Annotated in this window: 13 protein-coding genes; 4 read left to right on the forward strand and 9 right to left on the reverse strand. The window is 40.1% G+C overall.

Annotation, left to right across the window (positions count from 1 at the left end; all coding sequences use genetic code 11):
* Positions 1-2: 2 nt before the first annotated feature.
* Complete coding sequence (locus FJ218_00115) at positions 3-806, forward strand: class I SAM-dependent methyltransferase (protein ID MBM4165327.1); 804 nt, start codon at positions 3-5, stop codon at positions 804-806.
* Here FJ218_00115 and hypD read toward each other — a convergent pair.
* From hypD to FJ218_00155, 8 genes are all read right to left on the reverse strand, one after another.
* Positions 801-1,892, reverse strand: a complete 1,092-nt coding sequence (gene hypD, locus FJ218_00120) for a hydrogenase formation protein HypD (GenBank protein MBM4165328.1) — start codon at positions 1,890-1,892, stop codon at positions 801-803. The two genes, FJ218_00115 and hypD, sit on opposite strands and share 6 nt — an antisense overlap.
* Positions 1,889-2,143: a HypC/HybG/HupF family hydrogenase formation chaperone gene (locus FJ218_00125; protein MBM4165329.1), complete on the reverse strand. Its 255-nt coding sequence runs from the start codon at positions 2,141-2,143 to the stop codon at positions 1,889-1,891. Before FJ218_00125 ends, hypD begins: the two co-directional genes overlap by 4 nt.
* Before the next feature lie 20 nt (positions 2,144-2,163).
* A complete protein-coding gene (gene hypF / locus FJ218_00130; GenBank protein ID MBM4165330.1) occupies positions 2,164-4,449 on the reverse strand; it encodes a carbamoyltransferase HypF in 2,286 nt (761 codons plus the stop codon).
* Positions 4,446-5,099: a hydrogenase nickel incorporation protein HypB gene (gene hypB / locus FJ218_00135; protein ID MBM4165331.1), complete on the reverse strand. Its 654-nt coding sequence runs from the start codon at positions 5,097-5,099 to the stop codon at positions 4,446-4,448. Before hypB ends, hypF begins: the two co-directional genes overlap by 4 nt.
* Positions 5,096-5,458 (reverse strand): hydrogenase maturation nickel metallochaperone HypA, encoded by a 363-nt coding sequence (hypA, locus tag FJ218_00140; GenBank protein MBM4165332.1) that lies wholly within the window; start codon positions 5,456-5,458, stop codon positions 5,096-5,098. Before hypA ends, hypB begins: the two co-directional genes overlap by 4 nt.
* 94 nt (positions 5,459-5,552) lie before the next feature.
* A complete protein-coding gene (locus FJ218_00145; protein ID MBM4165333.1) occupies positions 5,553-5,852 on the reverse strand; it encodes a hypothetical protein in 300 nt (99 codons plus the stop codon).
* 688 nt (positions 5,853-6,540) lie between these two features.
* On the reverse strand, positions 6,541-7,386 hold the full coding sequence (locus FJ218_00150) for an enoyl-CoA hydratase/isomerase family protein (GenBank protein MBM4165334.1): 846 nt from the start codon (positions 7,384-7,386) through the stop codon (positions 6,541-6,543).
* A gap of 90 nt (positions 7,387-7,476) precedes the next feature.
* The gene (locus FJ218_00155; GenBank protein ID MBM4165335.1) at positions 7,477-7,782 is read right to left on the reverse strand and encodes an EthD family reductase; all 306 of its coding nucleotides are present in this window, start codon (positions 7,780-7,782) and stop codon (positions 7,477-7,479) included.
* Positions 7,783-7,895: 113 nt separating this feature from the next.
* Between FJ218_00155 and FJ218_00160 the strand changes: the two genes are divergently transcribed.
* The 3 genes from FJ218_00160 to FJ218_00170 all read left to right on the forward strand — a co-directional run bounded on the left by FJ218_00160 (position 7,896) and on the right by FJ218_00170 (position 20,656).
* Positions 7,896-8,573 (forward strand): hypothetical protein, encoded by a 678-nt coding sequence (locus FJ218_00160; protein MBM4165336.1) that lies wholly within the window; start codon positions 7,896-7,898, stop codon positions 8,571-8,573.
* Positions 8,574-8,617: 44 nt separating this feature from the next.
* Positions 8,618-12,016 (forward strand): hypothetical protein, encoded by a 3,399-nt coding sequence (locus tag FJ218_00165; protein ID MBM4165337.1) that lies wholly within the window; start codon positions 8,618-8,620, stop codon positions 12,014-12,016.
* A 141-nt stretch (positions 12,017-12,157) separates the two neighbouring features.
* Positions 12,158-20,656 (forward strand): T9SS type A sorting domain-containing protein, encoded by an 8,499-nt coding sequence (locus tag FJ218_00170; GenBank protein ID MBM4165338.1) that lies wholly within the window; start codon positions 12,158-12,160, stop codon positions 20,654-20,656.
* Between the two features lie 104 nt (positions 20,657-20,760).
* Here the strand turns inward: FJ218_00170 and FJ218_00175 are convergent, their stop codons facing one another.
* Positions 20,761-22,011, reverse strand: coding sequence for a HAMP domain-containing histidine kinase (locus tag FJ218_00175; GenBank protein ID MBM4165339.1), 1,251 nt, complete (start codon positions 22,009-22,011; stop codon positions 20,761-20,763).
* Between the last annotated feature and the right edge of the window lie 3 nt (positions 22,012-22,014).

Below are 22,014 nucleotides of genomic sequence, written 5' to 3' on the forward strand. Positions count from 1 at the left end.
AAATGACAGAAACGAAAACCATTGAAGATTTTTATGCGCAACTTGCTTCCGATTACAATACATTCACAGAACCAAAAAAACGATGGTCGCGCGAGATAGACATTTTTCGTTCACTCGTCCAACGCTATAATATTACATCAGCCATTGATGCAGGATGCGGAACGGGATTTCATTCGTTGGTACTTTCGCAACTTGGAGTGAATGTTATCGCCGCAGATGTTTCTCAAGAAATGCTGCGCATTGCAGAAAACCACGCGAAGCAATACAAAGTCTCGATAACGTTTATCAAATCTTCATTTCAACAACTTTCGCAAACAATATCCACTCGTGTTGATGCAGTATGTTGCTTAGGAAATTCCTTCCCCCATTGTCTAACGGAAAAAGAACAACAACATGCGTTGCAGAATTTTATTTCTCTCTTAAAACCGAATGGCGTACTCATCCTTCACTTATTGAATTATGACCGCATTCTTGCAAAAAATGAGCGCGTGCAAAACGTGAAAAAATTGAACGGAAAAATATTTGTGCGTTTCTACGACTTTCTTTCTTCCACTGTACGATTCAATGTTTTAATACTAAAAAAAAACGCAGGCAAAATAATTTCTTCGCTTTCTTCTGTTGAATTATATCCTATCAAAAAAAAAGAAATTCATTCCTTGCTTTCCGATAGTTCAACTTCCTCCGGCGAAAAATTTTCCGAAATACAATTCTACGGCGGACTTTCACTTGAAAATTATTCCGAATCCGCATCGAAGGATTTAGTTGTTATTGCCCAAAAACAGCGCGCCATCGAAAACGTTTTATAACGCAATTCTTCGGTACTGAAAATACGCCGCACACGCGCCTTCACTGGAAACCATCGGCGCACCAAGCGGATGTTCCGGCGTGCATAATGTTCCGAATACTGAACATTCCTTCGGTTTTTTAATACCTTGCAAAACTAATCCTGCGATGCAATGTTCACTTTCTTGCACAACAATATTTTCGAGTTCAAATATTTTTTCTGCGTCGAACATTTCATATTCTTTTTTCAATCCTAATCCACTGGAAGGAATTTCACCAATGCCGCGCCACTTGCGATGAACAATTTCAAAAACTTCGCGAACTAATTCCTGCGCCGGAATATTTCCTGTTCTTCTCACAGAACGCGCATATTGATTTTCCACTTCCGCGCGGCGTTCTTCCAATTGCTTAATGCACAAATAAATTCCTTGAAGAATATCAAGCGGTTCAAATCCCGTTACAACAATTGGAACGTGATATTTTTTTGCAAGTGGAATATATTCTTCAAATCCCATCACCGTGCATACGTGTCCCGCCGCAAGAAATCCCTGAACCGTATTCTGCGACGATGATAAAATTGCTTCCATCGCAGGAGGAACGAGCACGTGCGAAACCAGCATTGAAAAGTTAGCAACATTCTTCTTTTTCGCGTCAAACACTGCCATCGCATTTGCGGGAGCGGTTGTTTCAAACCCTACAGCAAAAAAAACTATGTACTGTGCAGGATTTTCCATTGCAATTTTTACAGCATCCATTGGCGAATACACAATGCGTACATCACCGCCATTCGCTTTCACGGAAAATAAATCCATTTTTTTTCCGGGAACACGCAGCATATCGCCGAAGGAACAAAAGATGACATCGTTTCGCGATGCGATGGTGATTGCTTTTTCTATCAATTCAACGGGAGTAACGCATACGGGACAACCGGGACCATGAACGAGAGAAATTTTTTTCGGAAGCAATTCATCAATACCGAATTTCACAATCGCGTGTGTTTGACCACCGCAAATTTCCATCAGCGACCATGCGCGCGTTGTTATGTCAAAAATTTTTTGAGAAAATTGTTTCGCGCATTTTGCGTCGCGGTATTCGTCAATGTATTTCATATATCTCGTTCATTCAGTTCTTTCAACTCATCTATTTCTTTCAAATATTCGAACACGCGGTTTGCTTCGTCTTTATCTACTTTGCTGATAGCAAATCCTACGTGAACAATCACAAAATCATCAACCGTTGCATCAGGAACATACGAAAGATTTACTTCTTTTATTATTCCGCTGAAATTTACTTTTCCTGTTCGTTGCAACGGTTCGTCGTTCGTGATGCTTTCAATTTTTCCTGGAATTGCGAGACACATTTTCGATTTCAGATTTCAGATTATTGATTATTCATTGCATAATACATTTGACCGAGCGAAATTCCTCCGTCGTTTGTCGGAATTTTTTGATGCCAATATGGTTCGAAATGTTCTTCTTGCAAACGATGGATTGCTCGTTCCAATAAAATTGTATTTTGAAAACATCCGCCGCTTAAAACGATTCTCTGTTCGTCGAATCGTTTTGCAAGTTCAACAATTATCTCTACGAGTGTGTTATGAAATTTTGAAGCAATCATTCCAACGGGAATATTCCTATTCACATCGTCAAGAACAGAAAGAATGATTTGCGACCAATCAATAATGATGTGTGATTTGGTATTTGCTGTGAGCGTTTCAACGTTATAGTATTCAACGCAATGCAATGCACAATCAGCAAGACATTCTAATTCCATTGCGGCTTGTCCTTCAAAATTTGCGCGTTGTCGAATTCCAAGTATTGATGCAACCGCATCGAATAATCTCCCAACGCTTGTTGTTATCGGCGAGTGTATTTTTCGCAAAAGCATATTCTTCAAAAGTTCTTTCTCTATTTCTGTGAACGATGCGACGGAAGAAATTTCCTTCATTGAAAAAACTTTTTCACCGAACAATTCTGCCAATACTCCGATTGCTGTTCTTCGCGGTTCTTTTATCGCTTGCTCTCCTCCAGGAAGGCGAAATTGTTTGAATGTTGCAACTCGTGCAAAACTCTTTTCATTGGCGCATAAAAATTCTCCTCCCCAAATTGTTTCATCAGTTCCGAAACCAGTTCCGTCCCACGCTACGCCGAGAACATTTCCGCGCAAATGATGTTCTGCCATACACGAAAGAATATGCGCGTAATGATGCTGAATTTTTACTATGTTCGAGTTTTTTTTCACCACAAATTTCGTTGAAAAATAATCGGGATGCAAATCACAAATATACGTTGTCGGCGATGTTTCGTACAATCTTTGAAAACTTTCAATGACGTTCGCAAATGCTTTTGTTGCCTGCAACGTTTCTAAATCGCCGATGTGTTGACTGATGAAAATGTTATGCTTCTTTGAAATTGCTACGGTATTTTTCAAATGCGCACCAACAGAAAGAAAAGAATCCTCGCATTGGGTTTCGATGAATATTGGAAGCGGAGCAAATCCGCGCGAACGTCGAATGAGCATTTCTTTTCCCGCAACAACGCGCACAACGGAATCGTCAACATAGCGAATGATGGGGCGATTATGTACAAGAAAAACATCGGCAATATTGTTCAAGCGCAACAGCGCTTCATGTTCATCAATGCAAATCGGTTCATCGGAAATATTTCCGCTTGTTGCAACAACGGGAAATTCTATCTCCCTCATCAAAAGATGATGAAGCGGCGTGTAAGGAAGCATAACACCGAGATACGGATTGTTCGGAGCAACTGCTTTTGAAATTGTTGATTGCAGTTTGTTGAACGCTACACGCTTCAACAAAACAATCGGTGATTGATGCGACGTAAGAATTTTTTCTTCATATTCAGAAACGACACATTCATTTTTTATTTCTTCGAGCGTAGGAAACATCAGCGCCAATGGTTTTTCTTCACGATGTTTTCGTTTTCGTAAACGCTGAACTGCATCGTCATTTCTTGCGTCAACAATGAGATGAAATCCTCCGAGTCCTTTCAGTGCAACTATTTTTCCATTTCGGATTTCTTCTGCAGTTTGAACAATCGCATCGTGGTGAGAAGCGACGAGTGTTCCGTTTTCATTCCATACTTCCGTATGCGGTCCACAACGTGCGCACGCATTGGGTTGCGCATGAAATCTTCTGTCGAGAGGATTATGGTATTCGTTTGCACATTCTCCGCACATCGTAAAAAGTTTCATCGTTGTATTGCTTCTGTCGTACGGAAGCGATTCCATAATAGTAAATCGAGGACCGCAATTTGTGCAATTCGTAAAAGGATACAAAAATCTTCTGTTCGTTTCATCGAACATTTCTTTCAGACAATCGTTGCACGTTGCAATATCGGGAAGCATTAGCGCAGTTTTTTCGTTATCTGTTTCGCTTGAAAGAATTTGAAAATCTGTGAAATTGTTCGGCGCTACAATTGTTGATGAAATATGTTGAATTATTGAAAGCGGTGGTTTTTCTTCGACAAGTCGCTTCAAGAATAATTCCAACGTTCCACGTGCTTGTTCTGCTTCGATAAGAACACCTTGCGAAGAATTTTTTACCCATCCTTTGATGTGCATTTCGTTTGCAAGTCGAAAAACGAACGGACGAAAGCCCACTCCTTGCACTGCGCCGTTGATTTCAATATGAATTCGTTGCTTCATTTCTTAACAATCTTTGAACGAAGCCATTCGCACCATTGGGAAATTCCCTTGTTGTTCATGCACGAAATTTCAAACACCAACAGTCTCGGATTGATGCGCAACGCATTGTTTTTCAGCAATGTAATATCGAATTGCAAATGCGGAAGCAAATCCGTTTTGTTGATGAGCAAAACCGCTGCGGTACGAAATATTGCAGGATATTTCAAAGGTTTGTCTTCGCCTTCGGTTACACTGACGACGACGACTTTGAACGTTTCTCCTAAATCGTACGCCGCAGGACAAACAAGATTTCCGACATGTTCGATGATAAGCAATTCTGTCGTTTCAAAAGAAATATTTTTCAGCGCATCCTGAATCAATTTCGCATCAAGATGGCACGCGCCGTTGGTGACGATTTGCACAACGGGAATATGGTGTTTTGCAATTCGTTGCGCATCGAAATCGGTTTGTACATCTCCTTCTATTACACTCACGGAAATACTTCCTTTCCAATATTCCAATGACTTTTCAAGAATACTTGTTTTTCCCGAACCCGGAGAACTGATGATGTTGATGACAAAAATGTTGTTTGCCTCAAACAACTTGCGGTTTTGTTGTGCAAGTTCATCATTTTTTTCAAGAATTTTTCGTTCAATGGTAATAACACTCATACGTTTTTTTTCGTTTGTTCAAACATTTCGATTTCTACAATGTTCATTTCCGTCCCCGAGAGAATTTCACAATTCGTGCTTGCGCAGAAAGAGCAAACATTCATCCCGAATTCATTGGAAGATTTTTTTTTACACACATTGCAATACACTTCAAACGGAATTTTTTGAATGACGAGGTTCGCGTTGTTCAATGGTGTATTATTCACGATGACGGAAAAAGAAAACGCTAATGATTCTGCGGCAACTCCCGAACATTCGCCAACAACAGTTTTCACATTCGTAACATTATGCAAATCGTTTTCGTGAACGTGTTGATGTATGATTTCTACGATATTCTGTGCAAGCGAAAGTTCGTGCATACGTTGTAATGAACAAGAGTTTCTCTCAAAATTTGCGCTCAATAAAAAAATCTTTTAGCAAAGTAAAAAACGTTTCAATGGTCTCTGTAAAAAATTATACGGCAAATTGTTCTTTCCATCGTTGTAACACTCGCTCTGCACGTTCAACAAATTGCTGGAGCGCGTTTACAACAGCATCGCTTAATCCTTCGCCAAAGTTATACGGGTTTTCGACTTTCATCGCAAGCGCGCAAAAATGTTTTGGAAAAGAAAGTTCGAGAACATCCATCATACGCAATGCTTCGGGAATACCAAGATGATGCGGAGAGAGCGAAAATATATTTTGAAAATCTTCTTTTGATAGTTCCTGTTGGATATTTTCCGGTAAAAATACTATCGAGAATAAGAACAGCATCGTATGCGCTGAGTATTTCAACCAAATCAAATCCTCCGCCGCTAAATTCCACAACTTCCGCTCCCGTCAATTGTTACACTGTTTCCATTACCATCATTACCTTCACCCGCACTTTTCGCCCAAATATAATCAGTGGTTTGTGCAAAGATACTATTAGAATAAAATACTATCGCGCATAAAAGCGCGAGTGTATTCATAAATAAGTTTTGATTCAATATTTTTGTAGTGTACATAATATTAGCATTTCGATAATGATGTTAATAAAATAGATTGTTATTTGAAAATTACTCAAGTAAAAACTACTTCAAATAAATTTGTCCGTATGTAAAAAAACTCGAAAAGTTTTTCTGTGACACCCTAAAAAAAACTGTGTTAAGTAAAAGTTATTTGTGTATAAATTCAAAATACAAATATCAAAAAGGGAAAGAAAAAGCGTGGTGGGAAATTTGATGAGGTTAGTAATTACAACTATAAGTATCTCTTTCTATGTATCAGAATGAAGATATATTGACTGATGTTATGCAGAGTTGTTAAAATTCTAAAATCTAAACACGAAATTCTCAACAAATCACAATTTCAAAATTTTGAAATTATTTTTGGGAATTTGTTTCATAGTAAGAAATTTTGGAATAGTATTTCCATAGTTGTACTCTAAAGAGGTTTGTTTAACATCAGTTATTCAGATGAATTATTTTTCTTTCCATTTTCGGACTTTTTTATAATCAATCGCTCGTTTTTCGTTGAATGCAGAAATTCCTTCTTTAATTTCCGCCGCAGAAGTATGAACCGTTAGCCAATCGCGCAGATGTCCAACAGTAAGCGACCACGAAAAATTTTTCCAGAAATTCAGTTGCTCTTTTGCGTACCGCGAACATTCGGGAAGTTTGTTGAATAACGTTTTCGCCATTTCCTTCGTTGCGGCATCAAGTTTTTTTCGAGGAACAATTTGATTCACAAGTCCCCAATCGAACGCTTGTTTTGCCGGAATTTCTTCTCCGAGCAAAATCATTTGACGCGCACGTCGTTCTCCGATAATAAGCGGAAGCCATTGTGTTGCGCCTGCCGCAGGAACACTTCCTCGCGACGTTCCTACGTGCTTGAAAAAAATATCATTTGCGGCAATTGCTATATCGCAAGACATTTGCAATTCGTTTCCGCCGCCGACTACAATTCCGTTCAAGCGCGCAATTGTTGGCTTTCCGATGTTGCGCAATCGTTCAAACGTTTCGAGAAACACTCCCATCCATTTGTAAAAATCATCGGATGCATCGAGAAAATCTTCGTTCCATTCTTTCATATCGGCTCCGGTGCAAAATGCTTTTGTTCCTGCGCCTGTGAGAATTGCAACGGCAATATTATTATCCCACGCAACATCTTCAAATGCTTCGGAAAGTTCGCGGAGCATTTGCAGATTGATGGCATTGTACACTTCTGGACGATTGAGTGTTATCGTAGCAAGCCAATCATTTTTTTCATAGAGGATAGTTTTAAAATGAAATGCGGTGAATGATTTTCCGGAATATTTTTTTCCCATAATTGCATTGTGATAATTTGTTCTTTAAAAAAATGGAGTTCATGTTTTAAAATGATAAACTCCACAAAAAAATAAACGTTGCGTCAGAATTTATTTTTCTTCCACTTCTCCGTAGAACAGCGTAACCAAATCTGAGGCAAAACTCATCAAATCTTTTGCTGTGGCGCGTCCTTCGGGAGATGCGTTAGAAGCGTTCATTGCGTCTATCGAATCGAAATACATTTCGGCGTGAAGATAATATTTGCTATCACCAATCGGCGCACCGCTAATGCGCGTGATTTCGAGTTTCCGAAGTCCAGGCATTTTCAGCACTAAGGGTGTGTGGATGGAATCGTAATGTTCGTCGAATTCTTTTACGTTTTGTGGCTTTCGATAGAGCGCAATAAATTTTACCATAATTTCTTTGAAAATTTGAACGTGAATATACTCCACTTTATGAAGACATAAAAATTTTGTATTCAATTTATTAATTCTTTTCTTTTGGAAAGAAAATATCAAGGAATTTTTATATGAGTACCTTTTACCGACAATTATTTTTCGTACAATTGATTTTCATTGTATGTGTTTCACTCCCCTTTGCTCAACCGAAAGCAAAAGCGCCTGTGCCGCAATTCAACGTGAACGCAAGCGATTTTGCGTTTCGTATAGCAGGAACAAATTATGCTTCGTGGACGGAATACAAAAAAACGAAACGTCACAAAGAATATTTTCAGTTTTTAGACAGCGTCGCTGCACGATTTACCGTTCGCGTTCCGTTAAAAGATTATTCGTACGACGAGAGAAAAAAACTTTCAACAATACGCACGGAGCCGGCGGAATTTCTTTTTGAAGCAGAAGAAGAAATAAAACTGCGGCTCATCGTGGAACAGTTCACGATTAAAAGCGATTCCTTGCTGATGAATTTAGTCGTGAAAAAAGACGTTCTGACATATCTCAACGTTAGCGGAATATTTGTCAGCGCCGCAATCAGCGAAGTGCAAGCAACACCGCGCGAAAAACGAAAAGTTGTTCGTCTTACGCTGAACGAAGTAAAAGTTGAACAATCGCAGAACACCACGGAAGATTTTTACGTGTGGAAAACGCAATCGCGATTGTTCAACCGCATCGGCGATATTATCGAGCAAAAACGCTGGAGCGATGGATTTGATTTAGCCGGAATGGGTTTTCGGTCGGTTACGGAACGATGATGCTTTTCATATTGTTCTTCTTCCGTCAATAACATAGTTCACTGATGGATTATTCGCACATACATACAATTTTTCTTCAACGGATTATTGATGTTCGCAAGAAAGAAAACCAAACTGTTTTTTTGTTCGGTTTGTTCCTCTTGTTAATTACGTCTGTATGTTCGATCGCGGTCGTATCGCTGCTCGAAGAATTATTTCATTTCGGAACAATCATTCGCGGTATCTTCTTTTTTTCTGCGCTTGTCATTATTCTTGCCATAGCGATAAAATTTTTCTTTCCGCCACTGCTTCGAATGCTAAACATTGCAGAAAATAAAAATGAAGAACTGCTTGCAGAACAAATCGGAAGTTTTTTCCCGCAAATAAGAGACAAACTTTACAATGCGCTGCAATTAATTCAAGAGCGGAAACAAATTTCTGCTCTCTATTCTCCCTTGCTCATTGATGCATCCCTGAACGATTTGTATCAAGAAGTGCAATCGGTCAATTTTCTTCGGTGTATTGATACAACCAAACTGAAAAAAATCCGCAAACAATTTTATCTCTCGCTTGCGCTTGTTTGCGTACTTTTTCTTTCATCGCCAACAAGTTTTCTTTCCGCATTTACACGCATCCTACATTTTCAACAAACGTACGATGCGCCGCCCCAATTTGTCATACGCATTGAACCTGGAAATAAAGAAATCGTGCGCGGCGAAAGTATTCCGATAACTGTTTCCATCGAACAACGGGAAATTTCTTTTACCAGTTTCGAAAGAAAAACACTTACCTTGTTCAAACGTCTGCAAGGACAGGTGAATTATGAATCACAAATTCTCAGAGCAAATGCCAACGGAATGTTCACTTCCGAATTTTCCGTCGTAAAATCGCCGACGTTTTACTTTGCAGAATTTCACGATGTGCGAAGCGATGAGTATGTAATTACAGTTGTAGATAAGCCGCTGATTCGTTCGTTTCGGATAAACGTAACACCGCCGCGTTATACGAAACTTCCAAAGAAAGAACTGGAAGAAAATGTTGGCGATGTTGCAGAATACAAAGGAACGAACATCTCGTTTGAACTAACATCGAGCAAAGAATTACAACACGCAACTCTCCTCTTTTCAGATTCGAGTACGGTTCCTTTGAAAATCAATAGGAAAAAAGCGGAAGTATCATTTCTTTTGTTTGCAACACAAAATTATCATTTCCGCATTGAAGATGTGGACAAACTTTTCAATGATAACCCGATTGAATATCGTCTTACGGTGATTCCCGATGAAATTCCAACGGCAGCAATCATTGTTCCTGGGAAAAATATAGACGCAGATGAATCAATGCAACTCGAAATGCTTTTTCGGTTGAGCGATGATTTCGGTTTTACGAAATTACACCTTGCGCAAAAACTTGTTCATTCGAAATATTCTGCGTCGGAGGAAAATTTTCACTTCATTCCAATTCCATTCTCTTCTTCTGTAAAGCAACGGGAATTTCCATATCGTTGGAATTTTACCGGACGCAACCTTGCGCCGGAAGATGTGCTTATGTATTATATCGAAGTATTCGACAACGATAATGTTTCGGGACCGAAATCGGGAAAGAGCCAAACGTATTTATTGCGTTTGCCTTCGCTCGATGAAGTATTTGCAGAAGCGGAACAGCAACAGAATGAAACACTCGAATCGCTTTCGAGCGCATCGCAACAAGCGCAGCAGTTACGAAAAGAACTGGAGAAACTTCAGCAGGAATTGAAAAAACGTCCCGATAAAGTGGATTGGTTGCAAAAGAAAAAAGCGGAAGAGTTGGCGAAAAAATATGACGAAGTCAAACAAAAAGTCGCAACCGCCGCGCAACAGATGAAGCAAGCGGAACAGCATCAATTACTCTCGCCACAAACGATGCAAAAGTATGATGAGTTGCAAAAAATGATGAAAGAACTCGATTCGCCGGAATTTCGTGAGTTACTGAAAAAATTGCAACAGCAGCATCAGCCGCTTTCTCCAGAGCAAATGAAAGAAGCGATGAAAAATTTTTCGATGAACGAAGAACAATTTCGGAAAGCACTAGAACGAATGTTGGAATTGCTGAAGCGAATGGCGATGGAGCAAAAATTGGACGAACTCATCAAACGTACAGAAGAGGCAATCAAACAACAAAAAAAATTACAAGAGGAAACGCAAAACAGTTCGAAAGAAAAATTGAATGAACTTTCGAAACAGCAAAGCGATTTGGAAAAACAAACGGATAAGTTGGAGCAGGAAGCAAAAGAACTTGCAGAAAAAATGGAAGAACTCGCCGACGAAATGCCTGCGGATAAAATGGAACAGGCGAATGAACATTTCGAAAAAAATAATCCGCAACAACAGATGAAGAATGCGCAGCAGCAAATGAAAAGCGGACAACAACAGCAAGCGCAACAAAGTCAGCAGCAAGCGCGGCAATCGTTGGAACAATTTCTTTCCGAATTGCAACAGGCGCAAAAAGAAATGCGCTCCAAACAACAGCAACAAATCGTTCGAGAAATGCAAAAGCAGTTGGAAAATGTTCTGGCAGTTTCCAAAAATCAGGAACAATTGAAAAATGAAACACAGCAATTGGAATATAACTCTCCGCGTTTTCGGGAAAATGCGCAGAAACAATATGCGATGAATAATGATGTTCAGAATATTGCCAATGCTCTTTCGGAACTTGGGAAAAAATCGTTTTCCATTTCACCGGAAATGGGAAAAACACTTGGCGATGCTATGAAACAAATGGAATCGGCAATGAATGGAATGGAAGCGAGAAATGCGCAATCGTCTACGCAGCAACAAAACGCCGCAATGGGTTCACTTAATCGCGCCGCGGCGATGATGCAAAAATCGTTACAAGGAATGCAAGGAAGCGGAGGCGGTGGAATGGGAATGCAGGGAATGATGCAAGCGATGGGACAAATGGCTTCTCAACAACAGGGAATCAACGAAGGAACGCAAGGAGCGTTGGGACAAGGAAACGGAATGTCAATGGAACAAGCTGCGGCAATGTCGAAACTTGCACAGCAACAATCCGGGTTGCAAAAATCGTTGCAGGAACTTGCGGGAGAATCGAAACGCTCCGATGAAATGAGCAGACTTCTTGGCGATTTGGATTATATTGCAAAAGAAATGCAGGAAGTAGTGCGCGATATGGAGCAAGGAACTGTTAATCCCGAAACACTTCGCAAGCAGGAGAGAATTTTATCGAGACTTTTGGATTCGCAGCGTTCGTTGCGAGAAAAAGATTACGAAAAACGAAGACGCGCGGAACAAAGTAATGTTACTGCACGACCTTCGCCGATAGAACTTGATATGCAGTCGCTGGAAGGAAAAAATAAATTGCAGCAGGATTTATTGAAAGCGTTGAATGAAAAGTATACGAAAGACTTTGAATCGTTAATCCGAAAATATTTTGAGGAGTTGCAGAAACAAGAAAGCAAACCTCAGTGAAATCAAAAAATTCAACGGTAATTTCATTGTTTATGGAAAAAATATTTTATATAATTCTATAAGTTTTTATTCAATTATATTATTTCAACAAGATATTCTTCATTTTTACTTTTTTCTTCTTTTTCGAAAGGAATCTTTTTTATGATGCCGATGATACAGCGTTCTCTTCTTATAGATCTTCACTATTCAAAAATTCTCTCAAGACTGATTGTTATTTTCTTCATTTTCCCGATAATTGTTTTAGCACAATCAACTTCGTGGAAAGGAAACGGAACAACTGCTTGGAATACAGCAAGCAACTGGACCAATGGCGTTCCCAATAGCGGTGTTGATGCTATCATTGGAGATGCAAATATGGTGGGAACAACGCAACCAACGATAAATACCACTTCCGCTTCGTGCAACAATCTAACTATTGGAAACGAAACAGTGCCTTCCACTCTTACAACCGGAAACAACAATTTTTCGGTTTCAGGTAATGTAACGATAGGCGCAAACGGTACACTTGTTCACAGTGCGACAAGCGGAACCCGAATATTATCCGTGAGTGGGAACTGGATTCAAACGGGAGCATATACAGCCGCTAATGCAGTTGCTACTGTTTCATTTGAATTACCAGCAACGATGAGCGGTTCCGGTCCATTTAAAACAGTTGTAACGAATGATTCCATTGCGTTGCTATCCAATATTACAGTTAATACATCGCTGACAATGAATGGAACATTCGAACCAAATTCGTTTGCTGTTTTGGGAAGTGGTTCGCTGAATTTATACGGAACGTTATACATCAATGCTTCCACGTTCGCAGGAAATATTTCTTTGAGCGGAACGAAAACTCTGGAACCGTTGAGTATTGTTCACTATAACGCTTCAACAGCAAATCAAACCATTGATAATTCGTTGAGTTATGCAGTATTAAATCTTGCAGGTGGAATGACAAAAACAGCAGGAGGAAATCTTACCGTTACAGAAGATTTGTATCTCCTTGAAGGAACTCTTAATTTATCAACGTTCACCGCAAATGGCGGAGGAGGAATATTGGACATTGCAGAAAATACTTCTCTGAACATCGGCGGAACAAATTCGTTTCCTTCAGGATATGGAAATATTACCATAGATGTTGCAAGTACTGTTGAATACAACGGAACGAATCAAACAGTTGCTGCACAAACGTACGGAAATCTCACTTTGAGCAACGCCGGCGCGACGGTTACAAAAACTCTTCCTTCATCTTCAACTACTATTGAAGGAAACTTGATTCTAAACAATGGTTCTGGAACTTCACTAACGGCAAACGCAAATAATGCTCTGAATATTTCCGGAAACGTTACAATTGGAAACGGTTGCACTCTGAACGGAAGTAATTATTCTCACAATGTTTATGGTAATTGGACTAACAGCGGCACATATAATTCATCAGCAAATGGTGCAGTAACTTTCAACGGCTCCAATACAACATTGAGCGGGAACGGAACAAATAATTTTTACGATGTGAATTTTTCCGGAAACGGAATTTCCACTTCTTCTTCTACAAATATTTCCGTCTCAGGAAATTTCACTTCCAATCCAGGCGCATCTTTCACCCATATAAGCGGAGGAGTCGGAACAGTTTCATTAACCGGAACTTCAAAAAGTATCAGTGGTTCATTGATTAAATTCAATCATTTATCGCTTTCAAGTTCGTATACCACCTCCAGTTCGTTTTCTATCGCAGGAAATTTAACAGTGAACGGTTCATTTTCTGCTACAAGCGGCGCAGTTACATTTTCCGGAACATCCATTCTTTCAGGAACAGGAACAATCAATTTCTATGATGTAACGGTAAGCGGAACACTTACATTAGCTGCGAATACAACGCTTGGGATTGCGGCGACGCTTTCAACTTCTTCGGAAAATTTTAACGCAACTTCCAATACTCCCAACACGGTAAAATTCAACGGAACAGGAGCGCAAAACATTCCCGCGCTTACAGTTTACAATTTACAATTTGAAGGCGGTGGAACAAAAACCGTAACAGGAAATCTTTCTCTTCACAATGATTTTACAATTGGAAATTCCGTGAGTTTCGACGTGGCTTCCTACGCACATTCCATTGCAGGAAGTATTTCCAATTCGGGAACAATGTTAGAAAATACGTCCACGATGACAATGACAGGTGCAGGAAAAACAATTTCCGGAAGCGGAGTAACTTCGTTTCATTCGTTCATTATCAGTGTTACGGGAAATATTACTGCAACGCAAAATTTTAGTATTACAGGTAATTTGACGAATAACGGAACATTTTCCAATTCTGCAAATACCGTTACTTTCAGCGGTTCTGAAAATGCAAATATCAACGGAACAACTTCGCCGACTTCGTTTAATGCGATAGCAATTTCAAAAATCGGCGGCGCTTCCGTTGCACTGGGAATGAACATTTCCGATTTAAGTTCACTCAATATTTCCAGCGGAATTTTAAAACTTTCATCGTTTTCTGTTTCACAAGCAGGCGGTGGCGGAATACTCACAATCGGAAGCGGAGCAACGTTAACGATTGGCGGTTCCAATTCCTTTCCAACATTTAATGCGTACAGTATTTCAACTTCCAGCACTGTTGAATATAATGGAAACGGTACGCAAACAATTTCGGCAAAAAATTACGGAAATCTAACCAGTAGCAATTCCGGAAATCGTATTCTTGCTTCCAGCGGAATAATCGGTATTGCAAAAGCGTTTGACCCCGGTTTCAATTCGTTCACTATTACCGGAAGCACGATAGAATTTAACGGCTCAGGTACTCAAACAATTCCAGCGTTCAATTATAATAATCTCACAAGCACAGGAATCGGGGAACGCGTGTTTGCTTCCGGCGGAACAATCGGAATTGCAGGTACCTTTACAAAAGGAACAAATTCGTACTCGACAACAAATAGTACAATAGATTTTAATGGAAGTACACAAGTAATTCCTTCTCTTACGTATAACAATCTTGCAACAAGCGGAAGCGGCACAAAAACTCTTAGTGGAAATGTAACAGTGAACGGAACGCTTTCTCTTACTTCCGGAAGTTTCGCTGATGGAGGATTTACGGTAACCGCAAACGGCAATGTTGAAAATGACGATGCGCATACCGGTTCAGGAAAAATTTTGCTTTCGGGAGGAACTGCAGAACATGAAATTTCCGGCAATGGCCCGTTCACTAATCTCCACGTCAATGATACCAATGGAGTTCTTGCGGCTTCCGATATTACAGTGAATGGAACGCTTACTCTCTCAAACGGGAATATTACTACAAATACGAATAAAGTTATTATCAATTCGACCGGTTCTGTTTCGCACACAAGTGGGCACGTCATCGGGAATTTAGAAAAAGCAATTTCAGCAGGAAACTCTTCAAAGACGTTTGAAATTGGAAAGGGTAGCAATTACTTGCCCGTTTCTCTTTCGTTCAATAATGTTTCAACTTCCGGAAAACTTACTGTTAGCACAACCAACGGCGACCATCCGAATATTGCAACTTCTAATGTTCGTTCCGATAAAAGCGTGAATCGTTTCTGGAGTTTGGCAAACAACGGAATTGCACTCACTTCGTACGATGCCGTTTTCAATTTTCTTTCTACGGATGTTGATGCAAGCGCAAACACGAATAGTTTTATTGTTCAAAGTTACGACGGAAGTTCGTGGAATACGCATACTGTTGGAACAAAAACAGGAATGTCAACGCAAATACTTAGCTCAACGTCGTTCAGCGATTTTCAAATCGGCGAACAAGTGGATAATCCAGTTCCATCAACAACAAGTATTTCTCCAACAACAAAAAATGTCGGTGATGCGGAATTTACACTTACGGTAAGTGGAACAAATTTCATCAATGTTTCCGTCGTACGATTGAACGGTTCTGATAGAGCAACAACATTTATCAACAATTCGCAACTTGAAGCAACAATTCCCGCAAGCGACTTGTTGAATCCAGGAAATTACAGCATCACGGTTTTTAACCCGGCGCCTGCAGGTGGAACTTCCAATGCGCAAACGCTAACGATTATAGGCGGTTCAATCAGTGGTGTGAAATTTAACGATACAAACGGAAACGGCGCAAAAGATAACGGAGAAGCGCTTCTTGCAAATTGGGTAATCAATCTTTCGGGAAAGTCAACTGCTTCCGATACAACCGATGGAAGCGGCGCATTTTCTTTCAGCAATCTTTCTGCGGGTTCGTACACTATTAGTGAAGAGTCGCAAAACGGATGGATGCAAACGCTTCCGCTTTTCGGTGGGAATTACAACATCAATGTTGGCGCTTCTACAATCGTTTTTTCCGACTATAATTTCGGAAATTTTCAATTTGGTAGTATGAGCGGAACCAAATTCAATGATACAGACGGCGATGGAATGAAAGAAGTCGGAGAAGTTGGTTTAGAAAACTGGAAAATAAAAATCTCAGGTCCAATGAATGATTCTGTATTTACAGATGCGAACGGAAATTATACGTTTTCAAATTTAATTGCCGGAACATATACTGTGAGTGAAATTGTACAAAGCGGATGGGTGCAAACTTTTCCTTCATTACCGGGGACTCATTCTGTTCTTATCAACAGCGGAACAAATTACACAGGAAAAAATTTTGGAAACTTTCAACTTGGCTCGATTGCCGGCGTGAAATTCAATGACACCGATGGTGATGGAATAAAAGATGTTGGCGAACCTTTGCTTGAAAACTGGCGCATTCGTCTTTCGGGAGCAAAAACAGATTCGATGCTTACGAATGCTTTGGGACAATATTCCTTCACGAGTTTAGGTCCCGGAAATTATACAGTCAGTGAAGCAGTGCAAAACGGTTGGTCGCAAACATCTTCACCAACGTCGTTTTCCATTACGATGTTGAGCGGCGATGTGAACATTGATAAGGATTTTGGCAATTTTCAACTCGGAACAATTTCAGGAAATGTTTTCAACGATATTGATGGCGATGGCGTTCGGGAATTTGGTGAAAGCGGTTTGCAATCGTGGAAAATAAAAATCACTGGTCCTCGCATTGATTCTGTAACAACAGATGCGAACGGAAATTATTTGTTCACAAGTTTATCTGCCGGAAATTATTCTTTATCCGAAGTTGTGCAAAGCGGTTATGTGCAAACAACATCACCGACAACGCTTTCCGTTACAATTACAAGTGGAACTATTTCAACCAACAGCGATTTTGGGAATTTTCATCTTGGTTCCGTAAGTGGAATAAAATTCAACGACGCAAATGGAAACGGCGCAAAAGATGGCGGCGAAGTTGGATTGCAGAATTTCAGAATAAAAATTTCCGGCGCAATCAATGATTCTGTTCTTACGGATGCCAATGGAAATTATTCATTCACAAATTTAAACGTCGGAACGTACACGCTCAGCGAAGTGCAGCAAAACGGATATATTCAAACGATGCCGCCAAATCCCGGTACGTATTCAGTGAATATTCAAAGTGGAACAAATGCAGTGAATAAAGATTTCGGAAACTTTATGCAAGGAGAAATCAGTGGTTTGAAATTCAATGACGTGAATGGAAACGGCGCTCAAGATGTTGGTGAAAACGGACTTCAAAACTGGAAAATAAAAATTTCCGGTCCTCAAAATGATTCCGTTCTTACTGATGCAAATGGAAATTATTCGTTTGTGAATTTATCTGCGGGAACATACACCGTGAGCGAAGTATTGCAAAGCGGATGGATGCAAACGTTTCCAACATCTCCTTCAACGTATTCAGTAAATATAAACAGCGGAACCAATGCAGCGAATAAAAACTTCGGCAATTTTCAATACGGAAGTGTGAGCGGTGTTGTGTTCACCGATACTGATGGTGACGGAACCAACGATGCGGGCGAAAACGGTCTCGAAGGATGGCGCGTTCGTTTGTCAGGAACACGCACGGATTCGACGTTGACAAACGCAAACGGAAATTATTCGTTTGGAAATCTCACTGCGGGAAATTATACGGTGAGCGTTGTAGTACAAAACGGATATGTGCAAACTGTTCCCGTTTCTCCGTCAACATTTTCCATTTCCGTACAAAGTGGAAGCAGTTTTTCGAATAAAGATTTCGGAGAATTTCAACTTGCAACTATCAGCGGAATGAAATTTAATGACCTCAACGGCAACGGTACAAAAGACGGAAACGAAACAGGAATTTCTAATTGGAAGATTCGACTTTCGGGAGCAACATCTGATTCAACATTTACTAACGCCGGAGGAGATTATTCGTTTGGAAATTTAACTGCGGGAAATTACACTGTGAGCGAAGCATCGCAAAACGGATGGATGCAAACTGCGCCTTCACCACTGGGAACTTATTCGCTATCTATTTCCAGTGGAAATAATTTGAGTGGAAATAATTTTGGGAACTTTCAACTCGGAACCATTGCCGGTTTGAAATATAATGACGTTACCGGAAACGGTGTTCGCGATGCGGGAGATTCCAATCTTTCCGGATGGACGGTGTATTTATTCAGTCCCGATACATTGACGCTTATAGATTCCGCCGTAACTGCCGACGACGGATATGTATTCACCGATTTGCCGAAAGGAACATATTTCGTTCGGGAAAAATTACAAAGTGGATGGATTCGAACAAGCGCAAATCCTTCTGCAATTTCGATGACGAGTGGTTTCAATTCGGGAAGTGTGAACTTCGGAAATTTTCAACTTGGAAGCATTAGCGGAACAAAATTTAACGACCTTGATGCTGATGGAACGAAAGATAACGGAGAGCCGGGAGTTGCAAACTGGAAAATTAAAATTTCCGGTATTGTTACCGATTCTGTTCTTTCCAATGCGAATGGAAACTATACATTTGCAAACCTAACATACGGAAATTATACCATCAGTGAAGAATTGCAAGGTGGATGGTTTCAAACATATCCGCCGACACCGGGAACATATTCACTTCTTGTTGAAAGCGGAAGCAATTTAACTGGAAAAGATTTTGGAAATGTAACGCTTGGCTCAATTAGCGGAACGTTATTTAACGACACTGATGGCGATGGAACAAAAGATGGAAACGAAGTCGGTTTGCAGGATTGGAAAATCAAACTTACCGGCGCTAAAACCGATTCCGTGATAACGGATGCCAACGGATACTATATTTTTACGAACATTACTTCCGGCGGTTATATTGTAACGGAAGAATTACAAAACGGATGGACACAAACGCTACCTGCAAATGCTGGAAATTATACATTGAATCTTGCAAGTGGCGAAAATGCAACGGGAAAAGATTTCGGAAATTTTCAAAACGGTACAATTTCCGGAATGAAATTCCTCGACATCAATGGCAACGGAACGAAAGACGAAAACGATGGTGGGTTGTCGGGATGGAAAATTAAAATCAGCGGAGCCAAAGCAGATTCGACAACTACGGATGCAAATGGAAACTATGCGTTCACGAATTTACTTGCAGGAAATTATACCGTGAGCGAAGTTCAACAAGCAGGATGGGCGCAAACATTACCTGCAAATAACGGTTCGTATCTTGCTTCAATTTCAAGCGGAACATCAGTGAATAATTTAATCTTTGGCAACTTTCCCGGATTAGCAAAATACCGAACGTTTAAAGCGACAACGGATATTTCTTCAAAACCGAATAAGATGAAATACAAGGGAGGATTGCTTACGGTAAAACCGAATATTGCAACAGCAGTGGAAAATGTTTTCAAGAAAATCGGAAAAGCAGGAACAACATTTCTTGGTGTTCCACAAGTTTTGAAAGATTCGGCGAAAAAATACGGATGGATATTTTTCAAAAAAGCAGGTGAATTAGCAAAACTCTATACAAGCGCGCACAACGCAACAACCTATCCGATTGACTATCTTCGTATTCCCGGAAAATCGAATAAGAAACTTGTAAAAGCAATCAAACCTTCGCGAGTAATTTACGACAATCCCGCGTGGGAACAAGGCGTGCTTTTCCGTTTGAATATTATTGCTAGTGACACGGGGATTACCGTTGATACAAACGCTCCCGGTCGCCGTTTCGGAAGTTTGATTTTGGATACGTCGCATACGCTATTCGGAAAACAATTGCAAGGAATGGCGCTTCGGGATATTGCCAACTATTTTGATACGTTAATGACGTACTGGGATAGATTGAATATCAAATCCACTACGGAATACACGCAAATCAATAATTGTATTTCAGCAATAATCAAACCGTTAAACGAACGATTTGCAACAACATTCGATAGTACAAATTATATTGTTGATTCTCTCGGTATTGTTGTTAGCAAAAATCCCTATGCTGTGCGAATGACAGGATATAAAACTGCGTCGGAAATCGGAATGGTTAAGGAATTACCGAGTAGCAAATCGAACGGAAATTTTGTTCCTACTGTTGGTTATGATGAAATACCATCGGAGTTTTCTCTCCTGCAAAATTATCCGAATCCGTTTAATCCGACAACCACGATAGCGTTCAACATTCCTGAACAAACACTTATTACGTTGAAAATCTATAATGTAGTTGGCGAAGAAATTGCAATGCTTCTTGATGAAATGGAGTTTGATGCAGGAACGCATGAAATAGAATTTGACGCTTCATATTTATCCAGCGGCGTGTATTTCTATCGCTTGTATGATGCGAACGGAACATTCGTTGCAACGAAGAAATTACTTTTGTTGAAGTAAATTTTTACAACGTTGCGTTAAAAAGGGGAGAAGCATTTTGCGCAATGATGCGGAGTTTTCAAAAAACAACGTGAACTCCGTATCATTGCGAAATCCGTCACCAATTATTTTGGCAATGTAATTCGAAACGTTGTACCTTTTCCGGCTTTGCTTTCAACGAGTTCCAGTTTTCCTTTGTGATACATTTCAATAATTCGCTTTGAAAGCGTAAGTCCCAATCCCCATCCTCGTTCTTTCGTGCTGTAACCTGGACGAAACACTTCTTTTCTGTGTTGCGCAATAATTCCTTTTCCTGTATCAGCGACATCAATGCAAAGTACTTTGTTGTTTCCTTCGAGCGAAAATGTGATGCTTCCGTTTTTTGTTTCAATGGCGTCAATAGCGTTCTTTACAAGATTTTCAAACACCCATTCAAGAAGTTCACGATTGACGCGAGCAAGAGCTTCTCCGCTGTGATGAAGTTGAAACGCAACTTGTTTTCCTGCGCCAAATCGTGTAGAAGTGTTGATACGTTTCTGAAAATATTCAACAATCGTTTGAATAATTTCGAGAATGTTTTCTTCTTTTAAATTCGGCTTCGAACCGATTTTTGAAAATCGTTCGGCAACTTTATTGAGCCGCTGAATATCATTTTCCATTTCGGAAATTGTTTCTAACGCTTTTTCCCGCTCATCCGTATCGCGTTGCAACTGCGATTTGATGATTTCCAACCATCCCATCATACTCGAAAGCGGCGTTCCGAGTTGATGCGCCGTTTCTTTTGACATTCCCACCCAAATACTGCTTTGTTCATTTCGTTTTAAATAACTGAACCCGAAATATGCAAGCAAAACAAACATCGCGCCGAGACTTATTTCGACATACGGAAGTTGTTGAAGTTGCACAATCATTTTTCGAATACTGATAATCGTGTGAGATTCGCTGTAATGAATTTCGCTCACGACCAGTGTTTCTTGATAAACAATTTTGATGGGAGGATTCTGTTCGTCCATTTTCTTCACCAGTTGACGCAAAAAAAATGTTTGGGCAGAATCCGAAAGAGCGGAATCCAATACTACATTGCGATACGATTTAATAACATTTCCCGAAGCATCAGTTTCGATAAGCGGAAAATCAATGGCGGAAATTATTTTATCAAACAGAAATTCAAAATCGGTGGGCGTTTCGCTGTTTGCAACGTGTTCAATCGTTTTGGCGTAGAGATTTGCAACTTTTTGTTCATCGCGCAGAAGTTGGTGAACGATTGTTTGCAAATTTGTTACGATATATTGCGAGTAATAGAGAATGCCAAGCACCAATATAAATGCTACGGCAAGCAAGAAGAATTTGATGTTTGTGGAGCGAAGGCCGCGCATTGT

It is taken from the genome of Ignavibacteria bacterium, from assembly GCA_016873775.1.
In the GTDB taxonomy this organism is placed as follows: domain Bacteria; phylum Bacteroidota; class Ignavibacteria; order UBA10030; family F1-140-MAGs086; genus JAGXRH01.